The following is a 16,277-nucleotide window of genomic DNA, read 5'->3' on the forward strand; positions in this document are numbered from 1 at the left end:
AGTTGCTCCGTTAGCGGTGGCTGGACATGAACTGCTTGCAGCGCGCGGACTGCGGGTTCCCGAAGACCTGCTCGGGGGAACCCTGTTCCTCGACCAGGCCCTGGTGGAGGAACACCACCTCGCTGGAAACCTGGCGGGCGAAATTCATTTCGTGGGTGACCAGCAGCATGGTGCGGCCTTCCTCGGCCAGCGCGCGGATCACGTTGAGCACTTCCTGGACCATCTCCGGGTCCAGTGCGGAAGTGGGCTCGTCGAACAGTATGACCTTGGGCTGCATGGCCAGGGTGCGGGCAATGGCCGCACGCTGCTGCTGGCCGCCGGAGAGCTGCGCGGGGAAGCTGTGGCGCTTGTCGGCGATGCCGACCTTGGCCAGCAGGGCCTCGGCGATCTCGATGGCTTCGGCGCGGCTCTTGCCCAGCACGCGGCGCGGCGCCTCGATGATGTTGTCGAGGATGCTCATGTGCGGCCAGAGGTTGAAGTTCTGGAAGACGAAGCCCAGTTCGCTGCGCAGGCGGTTGATCTGGCGGTTGTCGGCGGCGACCAGCGCCCCGTCCTTGGCCTTCTTCAGCTTCAGCTCTTCGCCGGCGACGATGATCTGGCCCTGGTGCGGGTTTTCCAGCAGGTTGATGCAGCGCAGGAAGGTCGACTTGCCGGAGCCCGAGGAGCCGAGAATGGAGATCACGTCGCCTTCGCGGGCGGTCAGGGAAATGCCCTTGAGCACTTCCAGGTCGCCGTAACGCTTGTGCAGGTTACGGATTTCCAGTGCGGGTATGGCCTCGGCCATTGGGGGCTCCTCTATTGTTGTTCGGATGCTTCGCGGCGCGCCGCGGCAGGGGGTAGGGCCTTCCTGGCGAACGCAAGCTATCACGCGACCCGGGGGGCGCCAAGCGTCCGGGGGCCGCGCCGGGCCTGGATGGTGGCATCTTGTCGCATTGCCGCAGTGCCTTGTCGCCTGGGCTGAACACCGGGGTGCCGGAAGCCTGGCGAGGGGGCTGGCGAAACGAGGGGCGCGATAGTGCCAGCTTCGCCGGCGGGGGAAAAGACCACAGGCCCCGACGTTGGTCGAGGCCCGGGCTCACTGGGTGATCTGCTGCTCGCCGCGGGTGTTGTCGCGGCTCTCTTCGTCGAGCTGGTCGAGCTGGCCGGCCATCAGCGCCGGACGACCGCCGATGCGCGGGCCGGGCAGCACGCTGCCGCCGGCCAGGCGGGTGGGATGCTCGCTGGCGTCGATGGTGGATTTGCGCGGCTGCGTCTGCACGTGGAAATCGGTGATCTCGATGATGCCCTTGCCTTCGGCCAGCAGGTGGAAGGAGAAGGCCTTGCGCGCCCGCTCGTTGTCGAAGCCGAAGGTCACCTCCAGCGGCTTGTCGCGGGTCAGCCGCGGGAACTCGGGGATCGGCAGGTTCACCGGGCGTTCGAACTCGCGGGTCTTCAGCTGCACCCTGGCACCGGCCTTGTCCATCTGCAGGGCGCGGATCTTCAGGCTCACGGTGGTGTGGCTGTCGGCCGGGAACTCCAGGTACTGGGCGCCGATCAGGTTGTCGGTGTACTCGTTGGTGACCTGCGGCTTGATGCGGATCTTCTCCTGGGTGGCGAACTGGTATTCGCGGCCCATCGGGTTACCGATCACCGAATGATCCAGGATGCCCGCGCGGGCGGCGACCAGGCGCGCATCGCGGCCGCTGAAGCGGCCGACGAACTGGGCGCTGTCGGCGATGAAGCCATCGCTCTTGTAGCGCCGGCAGACCTGCTGGAAGTCGCATTCGGTGAAGGTCTGCTTGCCGTCGTGGAAGCGCAGCATACCGTTGGTGAAGGAGACCATCTCGCGACCCTTGTCGTACTCGCGGAACAGCGAGCGGCCGGAAACGTCCTTCGGCGGGGTGAAGCCGAAGTAGTCGAGGATCGAGGCGTCCATGTCGACGTGGCCGTAGACGCCGCTCTTCACTGGCGGCAGCGCCGCCTGCTCGGGGGCCAGCACCAGGTTCAGGCCCCAGGACGAGGCCAGGCGCACGTTGTCGATGCCGTGGGATTCGTCGGAGGTGACGATCACCAGGGTGTCCTTGAGCACGCCCTGTTTTTCCAGGCCGGCGAGGAAGGCGTCGACCGCGTCATCCAGGTAGCCCACCGCGGCCTGGCGCGGGGTGGGGTACTTGGCCAGGTATTCCGGGGTGGCCGAGTAGGGCTGGTGGGTGCCGACGGTGAGCAGGGTGAGCATCCACGGCTTCTTGTTCTTGCGCAGCTCGCCGACGTAGTCCAGCGCGCCCTCGAAGAAGGCCTTGTCGTCCATGCCCCAGGCGAACTCCAGGTAGGGCTTCTTCTTGAACCAGTCGCGGCCGAGTGTCTTGTCGAAGCCCATGGCCGGCATCACCTTGTCCTTGGCCATGAAGCGCAGGCCGGCGCCCTGCAGGAAGTGGGTGCTGAAGCCGTGCTGGCGCAGCTGCGCCGGCAGGCACTCGGCGGCGCGGCCGGGGTTGGACAGCAGCTCGACGCCCTTGGGCGTGCCGTTGTCCAGCTTGCTGTAGTCGCCGCAGAGCAGGGCATAGAGGCCGCGGATGGTCTGGTGGCTGTGCACCACGTAGTCCGGGGTGGTCATCGAGCGTTCGGCCCAGGCGCTGAGCCTGGGCATCATGGATTCTTCGTAGCTGCTGCTCAGCGCCGCGCGGTTGGTCGCCACGTAGGCGCCGGGAATGCCTTCCATGGTGATGATCAGCACGTTCTTCGCCGTGCCCGGGCCGGACAGCAGCGGGGTGCCGGAGAGGTCGAGCTGGGTCAGCCCGGTGACGTCGGGCGGGGTGTCGCCCTGGTCGCCGGCCAGCCAGTCCTCGGCGGCGAGCTGGCCCTGGCTGGCGACGCCGGCCAGCAGGCGGTGCGGCAGGTTGAACTGCTTCCACACGTCGACGTCGTTGGGGATCACGTACTGCAAGCCGAAGTGGGCGCCCAGCAGGGCCACCGGCGCGGCATAGGCGAAGCGCGACAGGCGCTGTTCGTGGCGCCGCCAGAGCAGTGCGCAGAGCGCGATGGCGCCGAGCAGCGCGCCGGCCAGCCACGGGTGGGCGATGCCGCCGCCCTGGGTGGAGTTGCCGACGAAGGTCGGGTCGGCGAGGAAGTGCAGGTCGCTGGGATCGGGCATGCGGCCCACGGCGCTGACCAGCTCGGCGTTGCCGATCGTCATCAGCGCCCACAGCAGCATGATCGGCAGGGCTACGAACAGGCGCAGGCGGTGCAGCAGCAGGACCAGCAGGCTGCCGATGGCCAGATCCGAAAGGTAGCCATAGAGGTTGCCCCAGCCAAAGGCGTGGCGGCTAGCCAGCGGGATCGCCAGGAACAGGATGGCAAGCGTCGCGAGGTTGCCGCGTTGTTGCCACCAGCGTTTTAGAGGATGCACGAGCACTCCCTTTTCAGGCATCGAGGGCCTGAAAGTATCCCATCCCTCGGGCGGAAATCATCCGGAATGTCATCATTCTGAAAAAACCTTGTGCTACGCGCCAGTAGACAACGGAAATCAGCGGAGTTTCGCCGGGCGGGCGACCAGTGGCGGAAGCGCGGCCGTGATCGGCTGAGGGCAAGAATGCAAAAGGCCCCTGGTTCTGGAGAACGCAGGGGCCTTTCGGAGTCTTGGTGCCCAGGGACGGAATCGAACCGCCGACACGGGGATTTTCAATCCCCTGCTCTACCAACTGAGCTACCTGGGCAACGTGGCGCGCATTAAAAGGGTTTTCCGAAGGGGTGTCAAGCGTGCCGCGAAAAAATTTTCAGTTAATACCGGAGCTTACGCGCTCGGCGGGACGTAGCCGTCGGCCTGGGCGTATTCCTCGCCGGAGAGGAACTTGTCCATCTCGCCCTGGAGGAACTTGCGGTCCTCGGCGTTCATCATGTTCAGCCGGCGCTCGTTGATCAGCATGGTCTGGTGCTTCTGCCACTCGTCCCAGGCCTGCTTCGACACGTGCTCGTAGATGTCCTGGCCCTTGGCGCCGGGGTAGGGCGGGCGATCGAGGCCGGGCAGCTGTTCTTTGTACTTGCGGCACATCACCATTCGGCTCATGTCATCTCTCCTGCATTCAACGCGTCGGCTGCCCGCTTGAGCAGCTTCTTGACCGGGGCCGCGAGACCGAGCCGCGGCGGGGTGGCCAGGTTATACCAGAGCCAGTCGCCCTCGGCCACGCCGCTGGCTGCGTCTTCCACGCGCACCAGCCAGGGCTCGATGGCCAGCTGGAAGTGGCTGAAGGTATGGGTCAGGCCGGGCAGTTCGTGGCGCTGCCCCAGGCGCAGGGCGTGCTGTGCGGCGAGCGGGTCGAGCTGGGCGAGGTCGTCCAGTTCCGGGAAGCTCCACAGGCCGCCCCACAGGCCGGTGGACGGACGGCGGTAGAGCAGGATGGCGCCTTCGCGGTTGGCCAGGATCGGCATCAGCGTGCGCCGCTGCGGCAGCTCCTTGCGCGGCTTGGGCACCGGGTAGGCGCTTTCGCGGCCGAGCAGGTGGGCGCGGCAGCCCTCGCTCAATGGGCACAGCAGGCAGCTGGGCTTGCTGCGGGTGCAGAGGGTGGCGCCCAGGTCCATCATCGCCTGGGTGTAGTGGTTGACCCGCGCGTGCGGGGTGAAGCGTTCCGCCGCTTCCCACAGCTGTTTCGCCACCCTGGGCTCGCCCGGGTAGCCGTCGCAGGCCAGGTAGCGGGCCAGCACGCGCTTGACGTTGCCGTCGAGGATGGGCGCGCGCAGGCCCATGGAAATGCTGGCGATGGCCCCGGCGGTGGAGCGGCCGATGCCGGGCAGCTCGGTGAGCTGCTCGAGGTCGCGGGGGAATTCGCCGCCATGGCGCTCCATCACCATCTTCGCGGTCTTCTGCAGGTTGCGCGCGCGGGTGTAGTAGCCCAGCCCGGTCCACAGGTGCAGGACTTCGTCCTCGGGCGCAGCGGCCAGGTCGGCGACCGTGGGCAACGCCGCCATGAAGCGGTCGAAGTAGCCCAGCACGGTGCTCACCTGGGTCTGCTGCAGCATGATTTCCGACACCCACACCCGGTAGGGGTTGATGTCGCGCTGCCAGGGCAGGTCATGGCGGCCGTGGCGGTCGTACCAGTCGAGGACCGCGGTATTGAAGCGTTCGGGGGTCATTTCTTCTTCAGCAGGTTCTTCAGGGCGTCCTTCAGGTCGGGGCTGACCTTGTCGCCGAATTTCTCTTCGAGTTTCTCGTTCAGGCGCTGGCCGGCCAGTTGCCCGGCGATGCGGCCGATGCCGTCCTGGTCCAGGCGGCAGGCCTTGGCGCCCAGTTCCAGCGGGCCGCGGCAGCGCAGCGGCCATTCGATGCCGACGTAGCGCTTGTTCACCTCGCAGGCCGGGTCGGGCATGTCGCTCTTGTCGCCTTCGATGATCACGCCGACGCGGTAGTCCATGCCCAGTACGCGCAGGTCGAGGTCGCCGTCGCCCTTCACCGTCAGGCCGGGCACCGCGACGCGCAGGTCGGGGTTGCTGGCCACGCCGTTGTGGAAGGTCAGGCTGCCGTTGAGTTCGCGGAAGGGCGTGTCCTTGCCGCCGTGCTCGGCGCTCAGGCTCTTCCGGTTGAGGGTGGCGATGCCGCGGCACAGCTGCTCTTCGAGGTTGGCGTTGAGCAGCACGCCCTTGCTCAGCTTGAAGTTGGCCTTGCCGTTGAGGTTGTCGATCCAGGCCTTCTGGCTGTTGCCCTGGGTGGTGATGTCCGCGTCCAGGTTCAGCAGGCCGGTGACCGGCGGCTTCTGGCCCTGGGCCTGGAGGAGTTTTTCCACCGGCACGCCTTCGATGTGCTTCTGCGCCGCCAGCAGCGCCACGTCCTGGCGCACGTCGAGGCTGGCCTTGGCGTTGAAGCGGCCGTCGTAGAGCTCGCCGCGCATATCGTCGAGCGTGAACTGGCCGTTCTGCCCGCGCAGCTTGAGCACGGCGTTCTCGATCGGCAGCTTGTCGAGGGTGAGCTGGCCGAGGTTCAGGTTGAGGTCCAGGTCCAGCGTGCGCAGCTTGGCCAGCGGCAGCATGGGCGCATCGCTCCAGGCCTGCTGGGTGGGGGCGTTGGGTAGCGGGCTGTCGCCCTTGCCGGTGGCGCTGGCGACGGTGGCGTCGACTTCCGCCTTGCGGCTGGCGCTGGCTGCCTCGGCGCCTTTGGCGGCCTTGGCCGGCAGGTAGCGGTCGAGGTTCAGCTTGTCGCCGCTGAGCTGGGCGCGCACGGCCTGCTTGGCGATGTCGGCCAGGCCCAGGCTGCCGCTGAAGCTGCTGTCGTCGAGCTTGAGCTGGATGTCGCTGAGGTTGACGGCGTTGCGGCTGCCGTCCAGGCGCGCGGCCAGTTCCAGCTTGGTCAGGGTGTTGCCGTCGGCCATCTCCGGCAGTTTCTGGCCGAGGCCGTCGAGGAATTCGCGCAGGTTGAACGGGGCGATGGACAGGCCGCCGGTGAACTGCGGCTCCTTGTCGAGGTTGCGCGCCTTCAGCTCGCCGAGGGCGCGCAGCTGGTTGATCGACAGCTTCAGGCCGTTCCATTCTGCGACCTGCGCGGCCTGGTCGAGCAGCAGCTGGCCCTGGGCGGAGAAGGTCGCGGTGCGGCCCTGCAGCTGGTCGCCGGCCAGTTCGCCGGAGAGCTTGGCGTCTTCCAGCTGGTAGCGCTTGAGCGCGCGGTCGAAGCGCAGGTTGCCGGTCAGCTCGGTCTTGGCGCGGGTCACCGGCTGGTTGGTGCCCAGGTAGGCGTTGAGCTTGAAGGGGATGCTGCTGCCTTCGCGGATGGCGCCGGTGTTCAGGTCCAGGCCTTCGACGGTGTACTGCTTGCCGCTCTGCTCGTCGCTGTAGTCGATGCGCGCGCCGCTGACGTTGAGGCTGTCGATGTCCAGCTTCATCGGCGTGGAAGCGCTCTCGGCCGGAGCCTTGGGCGCTTCGGCGGGCGCGCCGGCCTGGCCGGCCGGTGTGGCGGGGGTGGCGCCGGCGGGCTGGGCCGGCTTGCCGATGTCTTCCCAGTTGCCCTTGCCGGCCTTGTCGCGGTTCAGCGTGAGGGTCAGGCCCTGCACGCGGATGTCGCTCATCTGCACTTCGCGGCGCAGCAGCGGCAGCACCCGCACCGAGAGGCCGAGCAGCTGCAGGTCGGCGAACGGCTTGTCCGGGCTGCGCACGCTGGCCACGCTGGTGTCGTGCAGCTCCAGGCCGAGCCAGGGGAACAGGCTCCAGCCGATGTCGCCGCGCAGGTCCAGCTCCAGGTTGGCCTTGTCGCGGGCGAGCTGGCGGATCTCGTCCTTGTAGTCGTTGGGGTCGAAGAAATGGGTGAGGATGAAGCCGGCGGCGACTACCAGTAGCAGCAGGGCGAGGACGGCTATGCCCAGGATCTTGCCGAACGCTTTCATGGACGGGTCCTTGTTCTGGCGGCGGGTGAATTGGCGGGAGTATATCAATGCGCCCGCCCGCTTCAGCAGGCGGCGGCGACGCGTTCGGCGATGGCCAGGCTGGCGGTGAGCCCCGGCGACTCGATCCCGAACAGGTTGACCAGGCCCGGCAGGCCGTGGTCCACGGCGGTTTGGATGACGAAGTCGGAAGCGGGTTCCCCGGCGCCGCTCAGTTTAGGACGAATCCCGGCATAGCCGGCCTGCAGACGTTCGGCGTCCAGGCCCGGGAAGTAGCGGCGGATGGCCTGGGCGAAGGGCTCGCGCAGCGCTTCGTCGACCTGGTAGTCGATGGCCTCCAGGTAGCGCACGTCCGGGCCGAAGCGCAGCTGGCCGCCGAGGTCGAGGGTGGCATGCACGCCCAGGCCGGCGGTGTTGGTCTCGGGCATCGGGTAGATCAGGTGGCTGAACGGCGAACGGCCGCCGTAGGTGAAGTAGCGGCCCTGGCACAGGTGCAGCGGCGGCACGCCTTCCAGGCCTTCGGTGCGGGCGGCCAGTTGCTGGGCGAACAGGCCGCCGGCGTTGACCACCTGTTCGGCCTGGATGCTGAACGGCTCGCCAACGCTGACGCCTTCGGCGATCCAGCCGTCGGCGGCGCGGCGCAGGCGGTCGATGCGGGTGTCCAGCACCAGCTGCGCGCCCTGGATTTGCGCGGCGTGCTGCAGCGACAGCATGTAGGCATGGCTGTCGATGATCCCGGTGCTCGGCGAGAGCAGGGCGGCCACGCCGCGCACCGCCGGCTCCAGCGCGTGCAGCTGGGCAGAGTCCAGCGGCTGCAGGTCATGTACGCCGCTGGCTTGGGCACTGGCGGCGAGGGCTTCCAGCTTGCCCAGTTCGACGTCTTCCACGGCCACCAGCAGCTTGCCGATGCGGCTGTGCGGCACGTTGTGGCTGGCGCACCAGGCGTACAGGCGCTCGCGGCCTTCCAGGCAGAGTTCGGCCTTGAGCGAGCCGGGCGGGTAGTAGAGGCCGGCGTGGATGACCTCGGAGTTGCGGCTGGAGGTGTGGCTGCCGATCAGCCGCTCGGCTTCGACGATCAGCACGCTGCGCCCGGAGGCGGCCAGGCGCGCGGCGCAGGCCAGGCCGATCGCGCCGGCGCCTATGACCAGGATGTCGATGTCGTTCACGGTGCCTCCGCGGTTTCCAGGGCCAGGCCCAGGTGCGCGGCCAGCTCGGCCGCTTCCGCCTGCCCGGCCGGGGCCAGCAGGCGCAGCGGGCAGCCGGCGAGCACCGCTTGGCGCTGGGCTTCCTCCAGCAGCCGGCGGGCCACGCCGCGGCCGCGGGTGACGCGGCGCACGCACAGGCGCGAGAGGCGCCAGGCGTCGGCATCGCGCTGCAGCCAGGCGGCGCCCAGCAGGCGGTCGTTGAAGCGCCCGGTCAGCAGCGTGCCCGCGGCCAGCGCGGCGTCCACCAGGGCCTCGCCGTCGGCGAAGGGCGCGAGCAGCCAGGCCGGCGCCTCGGCGTAGAGCCGGGCCAGGTCCTGGCGGTCCTGGGCGGAGGGCTGGGCAAGGTGTTCGACGATCACGGGCATGGCGGCATCCTCGGCGGGGATGCGCAGTTTACGGACAAGCGGCGCCCCGCGGCCAGCGCCGCCGACCGTCGCCCGTAGCCCTGCGGGGCCCGCCGCGCCTATAATGCGGGCCCTCTTATAATCAAGTGCAGTGTTAGCTGTGGAGCTGGTGATGGCCGAACGCAAGGCAACCGTCGCGCGCGACACCCTGGAAACCCAGATCAAGGTGTCCATCGACCTGGATGGCACGGGCAAGGCCCGCTTCGATACCGGGGTGCCCTTCCTCGAGCACATGATGGACCAGATCGCCCGCCATGGCCTGATCGACCTGGACATCGAGTGCAAGGGCGACCTGCACATCGACGACCACCACACCGTCGAAGACATCGGCATCACTCTCGGCCAGGCCTTCGCCAAGGCTATCGGCGACAAGAAGGGCATCCGCCGCTACGGCCATGCCTACGTGCCGCTGGACGAGGCGCTGTCGCGCGTGGTGATCGACTTCTCCGGCCGCCCCGGCCTGCAGATGCACGTGCCCTTCACCCGCGCCAGCGTCGGCGGCTTCGACGTCGACCTGTTCATGGAGTTCTTCCAGGGCTTCGTCAACCACGCCCAGGTGACCCTGCACATCGACAACCTGCGCGGGCACAACACCCACCACCAGATCGAGACGGTGTTCAAGGCCTTCGGCCGCGCCCTGCGCATGGCCATCGAGCTGGACGAGCGCATGGCCGGGCAGATGCCGTCGACCAAGGGGTGCCTGTAATGCAGACGGTCGCCGTCATCGACTACGGCATGGGCAACCTGCACTCGGTGTCCAAGGCGCTGGAGCGCGTGGGCGCCGGCCGCGTGCTGGTGACCAGCGACGCCGCGGTGATCCGCGAGGCCGACCGCGTGGTGTTCCCCGGCGTGGGCGCCATCCGCGACTGTATGGCCGAGATCAGGCGCCTGGGCTTCGACGCGCTGGTGCGTGAAGTCAGCCAGGACCGCCCCTTCCTCGGCATCTGCGTCGGCATGCAGGCGCTGCTGGAACACAGCGAGGAGAACGGCGGCGTCGACTGCATCGGCCTGTTCCCCGGCCAGGTGCGCTTCTTCGGCAAGGACCTGTACGAGGACGGCGAGCACCTGAAGGTGCCGCACATGGGCTGGAACCAGGTCAAACAGAGCCTCGACCACCCGCTGTGGCACGAAATCCCCGACGAAGCGCGCTTCTACTTCGTGCACAGCTACTACATCGAGGCGGGCAACCCGCGCCAGGTCGCCGGCCGCGGCCACTATGGCCGCGACTTCGCCGCCGCGCTGGCCGAGGGCCCGCGCTTCGCCGTGCAGTTCCACCCGGAGAAGAGCCACACCCACGGCCTGCAGCTGCTGCAGAACTTCGCCGCCTGGGACGGCCGCTGGTGAAGACGGCGCTGCGCGCGAGGCTGGAAGCCGAAGGTTGAACGATGTGCGAGGCGCTTTTTCGTCCAGCCTCTAGCCTTCAGCGAAATTATTTTGTCGATCTTTCAGGAAGCATCCGAATGTTGATCATCCCCGCAATCGATCTGAAGGACGGCGCCTGCGTGCGCCTGCGCCAGGGCCTGATGGAAGACGCCACCGTCTTCTCCGACGACCCGGTGGCCATGGCCGCCAAATGGGTGGACGGTGGTTGCCGCCGCCTGCACCTGGTGGACCTCAACGGCGCCTTCGAAGGCAAGCCGGTGAACGGCGAGGTGGTTACCGCCATCGCCAAGCGCTACCCGAACCTGCCGATCCAGATCGGCGGCGGCATCCGTTCGCTGGAGACCATCGAGCACTACGTGCGCGCCGGCGTCAGCTACGTGATCATCGGCACCAAGGCGGTGAAGCAGCCGGAATTCGTCGGCGAAGCCTGCCGCGCCTTCCCCGGCAAGGTGATCGTCGGCCTGGACGCGAAGGACGGCTTCGTCGCCACCGACGGCTGGGCCGAGGTCAGCGAAGTGCAGGTGATCGACCTGGCCAAGCGCTTCGAGGCCGACGGCGTCTCCGCCATCGTCTACACCGACATCTCCAAGGACGGCATGATGCAGGGCTGCAACGTCGAAGCCACCGCCGCCCTGGCCAACGCCACGCGCATCCCGGTGATCGCCTCCGGCGGCATCCACAACCTGGGCGACATCCAGAAACTGCTGGACGCGCGCACCCCGGGCATCATCGGCGCCATCACCGGCCGGGCGATCTACGAGGGTACCCTCGATGTCGCCGAGGCCCAGGCGCTTTGCGATCGGCAGGCAAAAGACGAATAAAAGCGCTGGAGGCTGAAGGCTGGACGTGACCGAGTCGCTTTTTCGTTCAGCCTCCAGCCTTCAGCCTCCCGCGAATTTCAAGATTGGGAGACACCAGAATGGCCCTCGCTAAGCGCATCATCCCCTGCCTCGACGTGGACAACGGCCGCGTGGTCAAGGGCGTCAAGTTCGAGAACATCCGCGACGCCGGCGACCCGGTGGAGATCGCCCGCCGCTACGACGAGCAGGGCGCCGACGAGATCACCTTCCTCGACATCACCGCCAGCGTCGACGGCCGCGACACCACGCTGCACACCGTCGAGCGCATGGCCAGCCAGGTGTTCATCCCGCTGACCGTCGGCGGCGGCGTGCGCACCGTGCAGGACATCCGCAACCTGCTCAACGCCGGCGCGGACAAGGTCTCGATCAACACCGCCGCGGTGTTCACCCCGGAGTTCGTCGGCGAGGCCGCTGCGCGCTTCGGCTCGCAGTGCATCGTGGTCGCCATCGACGCCAAGAAGGTCTCGGCGCCGGGCGAAACCCCGCGCTGGGAAATCTTCACCCACGGCGGGCGCAAGCCCACCGGGCTGGATGCGGTGGAGTGGGCGAAGAAGATGGAAGGCCTGGGCGCCGGCGAAATCCTCCTGACCAGCATGGACCAGGACGGCGTGAAGAGCGGCTACGACCTGGGCGTGACCCGCGCCATCAGCGAGGCGGTGAACGTGCCGGTGATCGCTTCCGGCGGCGTCGGCAACCTGGAGCACCTGGCGGCCGGCATCCTCGAAGGCAAGGCCGACGCGGTGCTGGCGGCGAGCATCTTCCACTTCGGCGAGTACAGCGTGCCGGAGGCCAAGGCCTACCTGGCCAGCCGCGGCATCGTGGTGCGCTGAAGGGCGCGCCGCACTGCTGGCGTGCAGCTTGCGACAGGGCCCGGCCCGCTCATGGCGGCCGGGCCTTGTGCTTTCTGGCGATGTTTCCTACAGGGCGTGACGCGGTCTGAAAGATGCAAGGCCGAATGATGGCAAACTTGCGGTAAGCTCTGCGCCTTCGCTTACAACCAGGAATGTTCTGCGATGCTGAAACGCCTCCTGCTGGCCAGCTCTCTGCTGTTGGCTGGCACAGTGCATGCGGAAATCTCTCCGGACTACAGCATGGTCCTGCTGACGGAGAACTTCCCGCCCTACAACATGGCCATCAACGGCAAGAACTTCGCCCAGGAAGACAACATCGACGGCATCGCCGTGGACATCGTCCGCGAGATGTACAAGCGCGCCGGCATCAAGTACAGCATGACCCTGCGCTTCCCCTGGGAACGCATCTACAAGCTGGCGCTGGAGAAGCCGGACTACGGCGTCTTCGTCACCGCGCGGCTGCCGGAGCGGGAAAACGCCTTCAAGTGGGTCGGCCCCATCGGCCCGGACGACTGGGTGCTGCTGGCCCGCGGCGACAGCCCCATCGCCCTGAAGAGCCTGGACGAGGCGAAGAAGTACCGGGTGGGCGCCTACAAGGGCGACGCCATGGCCGAGTACCTCGCCGAGCACGGTTTCGAGCCGGCGCTGGCGCTGCGCGACCAGGAGAACGCCGGCAAGCTGCAAAAGGGCGAGATCGACCTCTGGGCCAGCGGCGACCCGGCCGGGCGCTACCTGGCCAAGCAGGTCGGCGTCAGCGGCCTGAAGACGGTGCTGCGCTTCAACAGCGACCAGCTGTACCTGGCGCTGAACAAGGAAACCCCCGACGAAGTGGTGCAGAAGCTGCAGGCCGCGCTGGACAAGATGCGCGCCGAAGGCTTCGTCGACGATGTACTGAACAGCTACCTGTGATCCGTCGGCGCCGCTCGAGGGGAGCGGCGCCGCGCTGTGTTGCCGGCCACGGCCGGAGCTGTGCCAGGGATGGTGTACAGGACGGGAATCGCGTCCACTATGCAGGGATGCCGCTAGCCATAACGATAACCAAGCGAGCGGTATGACCATGCTGAAACTCAAGACCTGCGGGCTGTTCATCGGCCTGCTGCTGGGGGCCGCCACGGCCCGCGCCGACCTGCCCGCCGACTACAAGGTGGTGCTGCTGACGGAGAACTTCCCGCCGTTCAACATGGCGGTGGACGACAAGAACTTCGCCCGCGACGAAGGCATCGACGGCATCAGCGCGGACATCGTCCGCGAGATGTTCAAGCGCGCCGGCATCGGCTACACCCTCAGCCTGCGCTTCCCCTGGGACCGGCTGTACAAGCTGACCCTGGACCGCGCCGGCTACGGCCTGTTCTCCACCACCTACACCCCCGAGCGGGTGCCGCTGTTCAAGTGGGTGGGCCCGCTGGCGAAGACCGGCTGGGTGGTGCTGGCGCCGCCGGGCAGCAAGATCACTGCGCTGAAGGACGTCAAGGAAGCCGGCAAGTACAAGCTCGGCGCCTACAAGAACGACGCTGTCAGCCAGGCGCTGGAGAGCCAGGGCATCCCGGTGATCAACGCCCTGCGCGACCAGGAGAACGTGAAGAAGCTGATGACCGGGCAGATCGACCTCTGGGCCACCACCGACCCGGTGGGCCGCTACCTGGCCAAGCAGGAGGGCGTCAGCGGTCTGCAGACGGTGCTGCGCTTCAACGAGGCGCAGCTGTACCTGGCGCTGAACAAGGACACTCCGGACGAGGTGGTCGAGCGCCTGCAGAAGGCCCTGGACCAGATGCGCGCCGAGGGGTATGTGGACGAGGTTACCAACAATTACCTCTGAGGCCGGCCTGTCGGCCGGATCGCGGACGGAGTCCGCTCCTGCGCCCGCCCTACGGTTCTGAGGATGCACGATTGTAGGAGCGGGTCCTGCCCGCGATTCGCGCGCAGGGCGCGCTCCTACAGGTGGGTTCGGAACTGTTCTATTGGGTTCCCGCGTTCGCGGGAACCCAGAAAACCGCCTAGAAGCAACAGGCCGCACCGGCGTGCTCTTCGTAGGAGCGAGCCATGCTCGCCTGCAACGGCCGGTGCTCGGTCGGGCGCGGCGATGGGTATCGCTTCGCTCAACCCATCCTACGAAAAGCGCTGAGGCGCGGCCGGCGAGCGGGGTTCAGCGGTAGACGCCATCCTTGCCATGCGCCGCCATGGCGCGGTTGCCGCGTTCGGCGATCAGCAGGTCGGGCTTCACCAGTTCGATGCCCGCCGCCTTCAGCTTCGGCAGTTCGCGCAGCAGCACCCGCAGGGTGGCCGGGCGCGGGTGGCCGATCAGCAGCGCCGAGCCCTGCTTGCGCGCCAGGGCCACGCCGCTCTGCAGCTGGCGGGCGATGCTGTCTTCATCCGGCCGGTCGTCGAGGAAAACGTCGCGGGACAGGCTGGCCAGGCCGCGCTTCTGTGCTTCGGCGGCGGCCACTGTGGCGGCGCTGGTGCGGCTGTCGAGGAAGAACAGGTGGCGTTCCTGCAGGGTGCCCATGAGCAGGTCCATGCCGGCGCGGTCGGCGGTCATGCGGCTGCCTTCGTGGTTGTTCACGCCTTGCACGTAGGGCACCGCGGCCAGCGCCGCATCCAGGCGGCGGGCGAGTTCCGCCTGTGGCAGGTCGGGGCGCCAGGCGTAGGGGCCGCCGGCCGGGTCCATCGGCAGGTGCAGGATCAGGGTGCGCCCGCGCTGGTGGGCTTCGCGGGCCAGTTCGGCGGCGTGCGGGGTGTCCGGCATGATCGCCAGGGCCACCGCCGCCGGTAGTTCGAACACCTGGCGGTCGCGCGCCAGGTTCTGCCCGAGGTCGTCGATCACCACGCTCAGCAGCGGCCTGGCCTGCGCCTGGCCGAGCAGGGCGGCCAGGCACAGGCCGAACAGCAGCCGTGCCCGGCGCACCGGTCAGTTGCCGCGGCTGACGCTGAGCCCCTTCAGCAGGCTGAGGGCCTGGCTCAGCTGGAAGTCGCTGTCCTGCGGGGCGGCCTGGGGCGCCTTGCCCGACTGCGTCGGACGGTCCTTGCCGCCGTTGCCGTTGGCCAGGTGGCCCTGCAGGTCGGCTTCCTTGAAGCCTTCGAAGTCGCTCTGCTCGCGGGTCACCTTGGCGCGTTCCACCTCGATGTCCGGGACTATGCCCTGGGCCTGGATGGAGCGGCCGTTGGGGGTGTAGTAGAGCGCGGTGGTCAGCTTCAGGGCGCGGTCGTTGTTCAGCGGCAGCACGGTCTGCACCGAGCCCTTGCCGAAGCTGTCGGTGCCCATGAGGATGGCGCGTTTCTGGTCCTGCAGGGCGCCGGAGACGATTTCCGCCGCCGAGGCGGTGCCGCCGTTGATCAGCACCACCAGTTGCACGCCCTCGCTGGGGTCGGCCGGGTCGGCGGAGAAGCGCAGTTCGGAGTTGGGGATGCGGCCCTTGGTGTAGACGATCAGGCCCTTGGTGAGGAAGGCGTCGGCCACTTCCACCGCGGACTGCAGCACGCCGCCGGGGTTGTTGCGCAGGTCCAGGACCAGGCCCTTGAGCTTGCCCTTGTTGTCCTTCTTCAGCTGCGCCAGGGCCTTGACCACCTCGTCACCGGTGTTGACCTGGAACTGGGTGATGCGCAGGTAGCCGTAGTTCGGCTCCAGCAGCTGGGTCTTGACGCTCTTGACCTTGATGATGGCGCGCTTGAGGCTGACGTCGAACGGCCGGCCGCCGCCGCGCACTATGGTCAGGGTGATGGACGAGCCGGGCTTGCCGCGCATGCTGTCCACCGCCTCGTTCATCGACTGGCCCTTGGTCGGCTTGCCGTCGATCTGCACGATCAGGTCGCCGGGCTGGATGCCGGCCGCGGCCGCCGGGGTGTCGTCGATCGGCGAGACCACCTTGATGAAGCCGTCCTCGGTGCCCACCTCGATGCCCAGGCCGCCGAACTCGCCGCTGGTGCTTTCCTGCAGCTCGGCGAATTCTTCCGGGTCCAGGTAGGCCGAGTGCGGGTCGAGGTTGCTGAGCATGCCCTTGATGGCGTTCTCCAGCAGGGTCTTGTCGTCCACCGGCTCGACGTAGGCGGCCTTCACCCGGTCCAGGACCTCGGCGAAGGTCCGCAGTTCGTCCAGCGGCAGCGGCGCCTCCTTGCCGCTGGCCGCGGCTGGCGCGGCGGGCGGTGTCTCGGCGGCCTGGGCCGCCCCGATACCGAGCAGCAGGGCCAGGGTGATGAGACGGAAGCGATGCGACATGTTTGGCTCCTAAGGCGTGTCCGCCGC

15 protein-coding genes and 1 tRNA gene are annotated in these 16,277 nt (G+C 67.9%); 6 read left to right on the plus strand and 10 right to left on the minus strand.

Going from position 1 to position 16,277, the window contains the following annotated elements:
* Nucleotides 1-10: 10 nt before the first annotated feature.
* From IG194_RS15110 to IG194_RS15145, 8 genes are all read right to left on the minus strand, one after another.
* Nucleotides 11-784, minus strand: coding sequence for an ABC transporter ATP-binding protein (locus IG194_RS15110; protein WP_043268338.1), 774 nt, complete (start codon nucleotides 782-784; stop codon nucleotides 11-13).
* Nucleotides 785-1,075: 291 nt separating this feature from the next.
* On the minus strand, nucleotides 1,076-3,385 hold the full coding sequence (locus tag IG194_RS15115) for an LTA synthase family protein (protein WP_412535998.1): 2,310 nt from the start codon (nucleotides 3,383-3,385) through the stop codon (nucleotides 1,076-1,078).
* Nucleotides 3,386-3,616: 231 nt separating this feature from the next.
* A tRNA-Phe gene (locus tag IG194_RS15120) sits at nucleotides 3,617-3,692 on the minus strand.
* A 77-nt stretch (nucleotides 3,693-3,769) separates the two neighbouring features.
* On the minus strand, nucleotides 3,770-4,042 hold the full coding sequence (locus IG194_RS15125) for an oxidative damage protection protein (RefSeq protein ID WP_009613840.1): 273 nt from the start codon (nucleotides 4,040-4,042) through the stop codon (nucleotides 3,770-3,772).
* The gene (mutY, locus tag IG194_RS15130; RefSeq protein ID WP_058488107.1) at nucleotides 4,039-5,106 is read right to left on the minus strand and encodes an A/G-specific adenine glycosylase; all 1,068 of its coding nucleotides are present in this window, start codon (nucleotides 5,104-5,106) and stop codon (nucleotides 4,039-4,041) included. The genes IG194_RS15125 and mutY overlap by 4 nt, the downstream gene beginning before the upstream one ends.
* Nucleotides 5,103-7,340, minus strand: coding sequence for an AsmA family protein (locus IG194_RS15135; RefSeq protein ID WP_058488108.1), 2,238 nt, complete (start codon nucleotides 7,338-7,340; stop codon nucleotides 5,103-5,105). Before IG194_RS15135 ends, mutY begins: the two co-directional genes overlap by 4 nt.
* 62 nt (nucleotides 7,341-7,402) lie before the next feature.
* Nucleotides 7,403-8,503, minus strand: coding sequence for an NAD(P)/FAD-dependent oxidoreductase (locus IG194_RS15140; RefSeq protein ID WP_058488109.1), 1,101 nt, complete (start codon nucleotides 8,501-8,503; stop codon nucleotides 7,403-7,405).
* Complete coding sequence (locus IG194_RS15145; RefSeq protein WP_043268346.1) at nucleotides 8,500-8,907, minus strand: acetyl-CoA sensor PanZ family protein; 408 nt, start codon at nucleotides 8,905-8,907, stop codon at nucleotides 8,500-8,502. The genes IG194_RS15140 and IG194_RS15145 overlap by 4 nt, the downstream gene beginning before the upstream one ends.
* Before the next feature lie 151 nt (nucleotides 8,908-9,058).
* On the opposite strand from IG194_RS15145, the gene hisB reads away from it, so the two are divergent.
* From hisB to IG194_RS15175, 6 genes are all read left to right on the plus strand, one after another.
* Entirely contained in the window at nucleotides 9,059-9,652 is a 594-nt protein-coding gene (hisB, locus tag IG194_RS15150; protein WP_043256084.1) for an imidazoleglycerol-phosphate dehydratase HisB, read from the plus strand.
* Nucleotides 9,652-10,290, plus strand: a complete 639-nt coding sequence (hisH, locus tag IG194_RS15155; protein ID WP_058070789.1) for an imidazole glycerol phosphate synthase subunit HisH — start codon at nucleotides 9,652-9,654, stop codon at nucleotides 10,288-10,290. Before hisB ends, hisH begins: the two co-directional genes overlap by 1 nt.
* 116 nt (nucleotides 10,291-10,406) lie before the next feature.
* Nucleotides 10,407-11,150 (plus strand): 1-(5-phosphoribosyl)-5-[(5-phosphoribosylamino)methylideneamino]imidazole-4-carboxamide isomerase, encoded by a 744-nt coding sequence (hisA, locus tag IG194_RS15160; protein WP_009613830.1) that lies wholly within the window; start codon nucleotides 10,407-10,409, stop codon nucleotides 11,148-11,150.
* Between the two features lie 98 nt (nucleotides 11,151-11,248).
* Nucleotides 11,249-12,019: an imidazole glycerol phosphate synthase subunit HisF gene (gene hisF / locus IG194_RS15165; protein ID WP_009613829.1), complete on the plus strand. Its 771-nt coding sequence runs from the start codon at nucleotides 11,249-11,251 to the stop codon at nucleotides 12,017-12,019.
* Nucleotides 12,020-12,202: 183 nt separating this feature from the next.
* Nucleotides 12,203-12,949, plus strand: coding sequence for a substrate-binding periplasmic protein (locus IG194_RS15170; protein WP_058488110.1), 747 nt, complete (start codon nucleotides 12,203-12,205; stop codon nucleotides 12,947-12,949).
* A gap of 148 nt (nucleotides 12,950-13,097) precedes the next feature.
* Nucleotides 13,098-13,856 carry a substrate-binding periplasmic protein gene (locus IG194_RS15175; RefSeq protein WP_043269104.1) on the plus strand — a complete coding sequence of 253 codons (759 nt, stop codon included), beginning with the start codon at nucleotides 13,098-13,100 and terminating at the stop codon, nucleotides 13,854-13,856.
* Between the two features lie 327 nt (nucleotides 13,857-14,183).
* Here IG194_RS15175 and IG194_RS15180 read toward each other — a convergent pair whose 3' ends face one another.
* A complete protein-coding gene (locus IG194_RS15180; RefSeq protein WP_058488111.1) occupies nucleotides 14,184-14,942 on the minus strand; it encodes a divergent polysaccharide deacetylase family protein in 759 nt (252 codons plus the stop codon).
* A gap of 3 nt (nucleotides 14,943-14,945) precedes the next feature.
* Nucleotides 14,946-16,250, minus strand: coding sequence for a S41 family peptidase (locus IG194_RS15185; RefSeq protein ID WP_009613824.1), 1,305 nt, complete (start codon nucleotides 16,248-16,250; stop codon nucleotides 14,946-14,948).
* Between the last annotated feature and the right edge of the window lie 27 nt (nucleotides 16,251-16,277).

The organism is Pseudomonas sp. ADPe, from assembly GCF_014843515.1.
GTDB classification, from domain to species: Bacteria; Pseudomonadota; Gammaproteobacteria; order Pseudomonadales; family Pseudomonadaceae; genus Pseudomonas; species Pseudomonas citronellolis.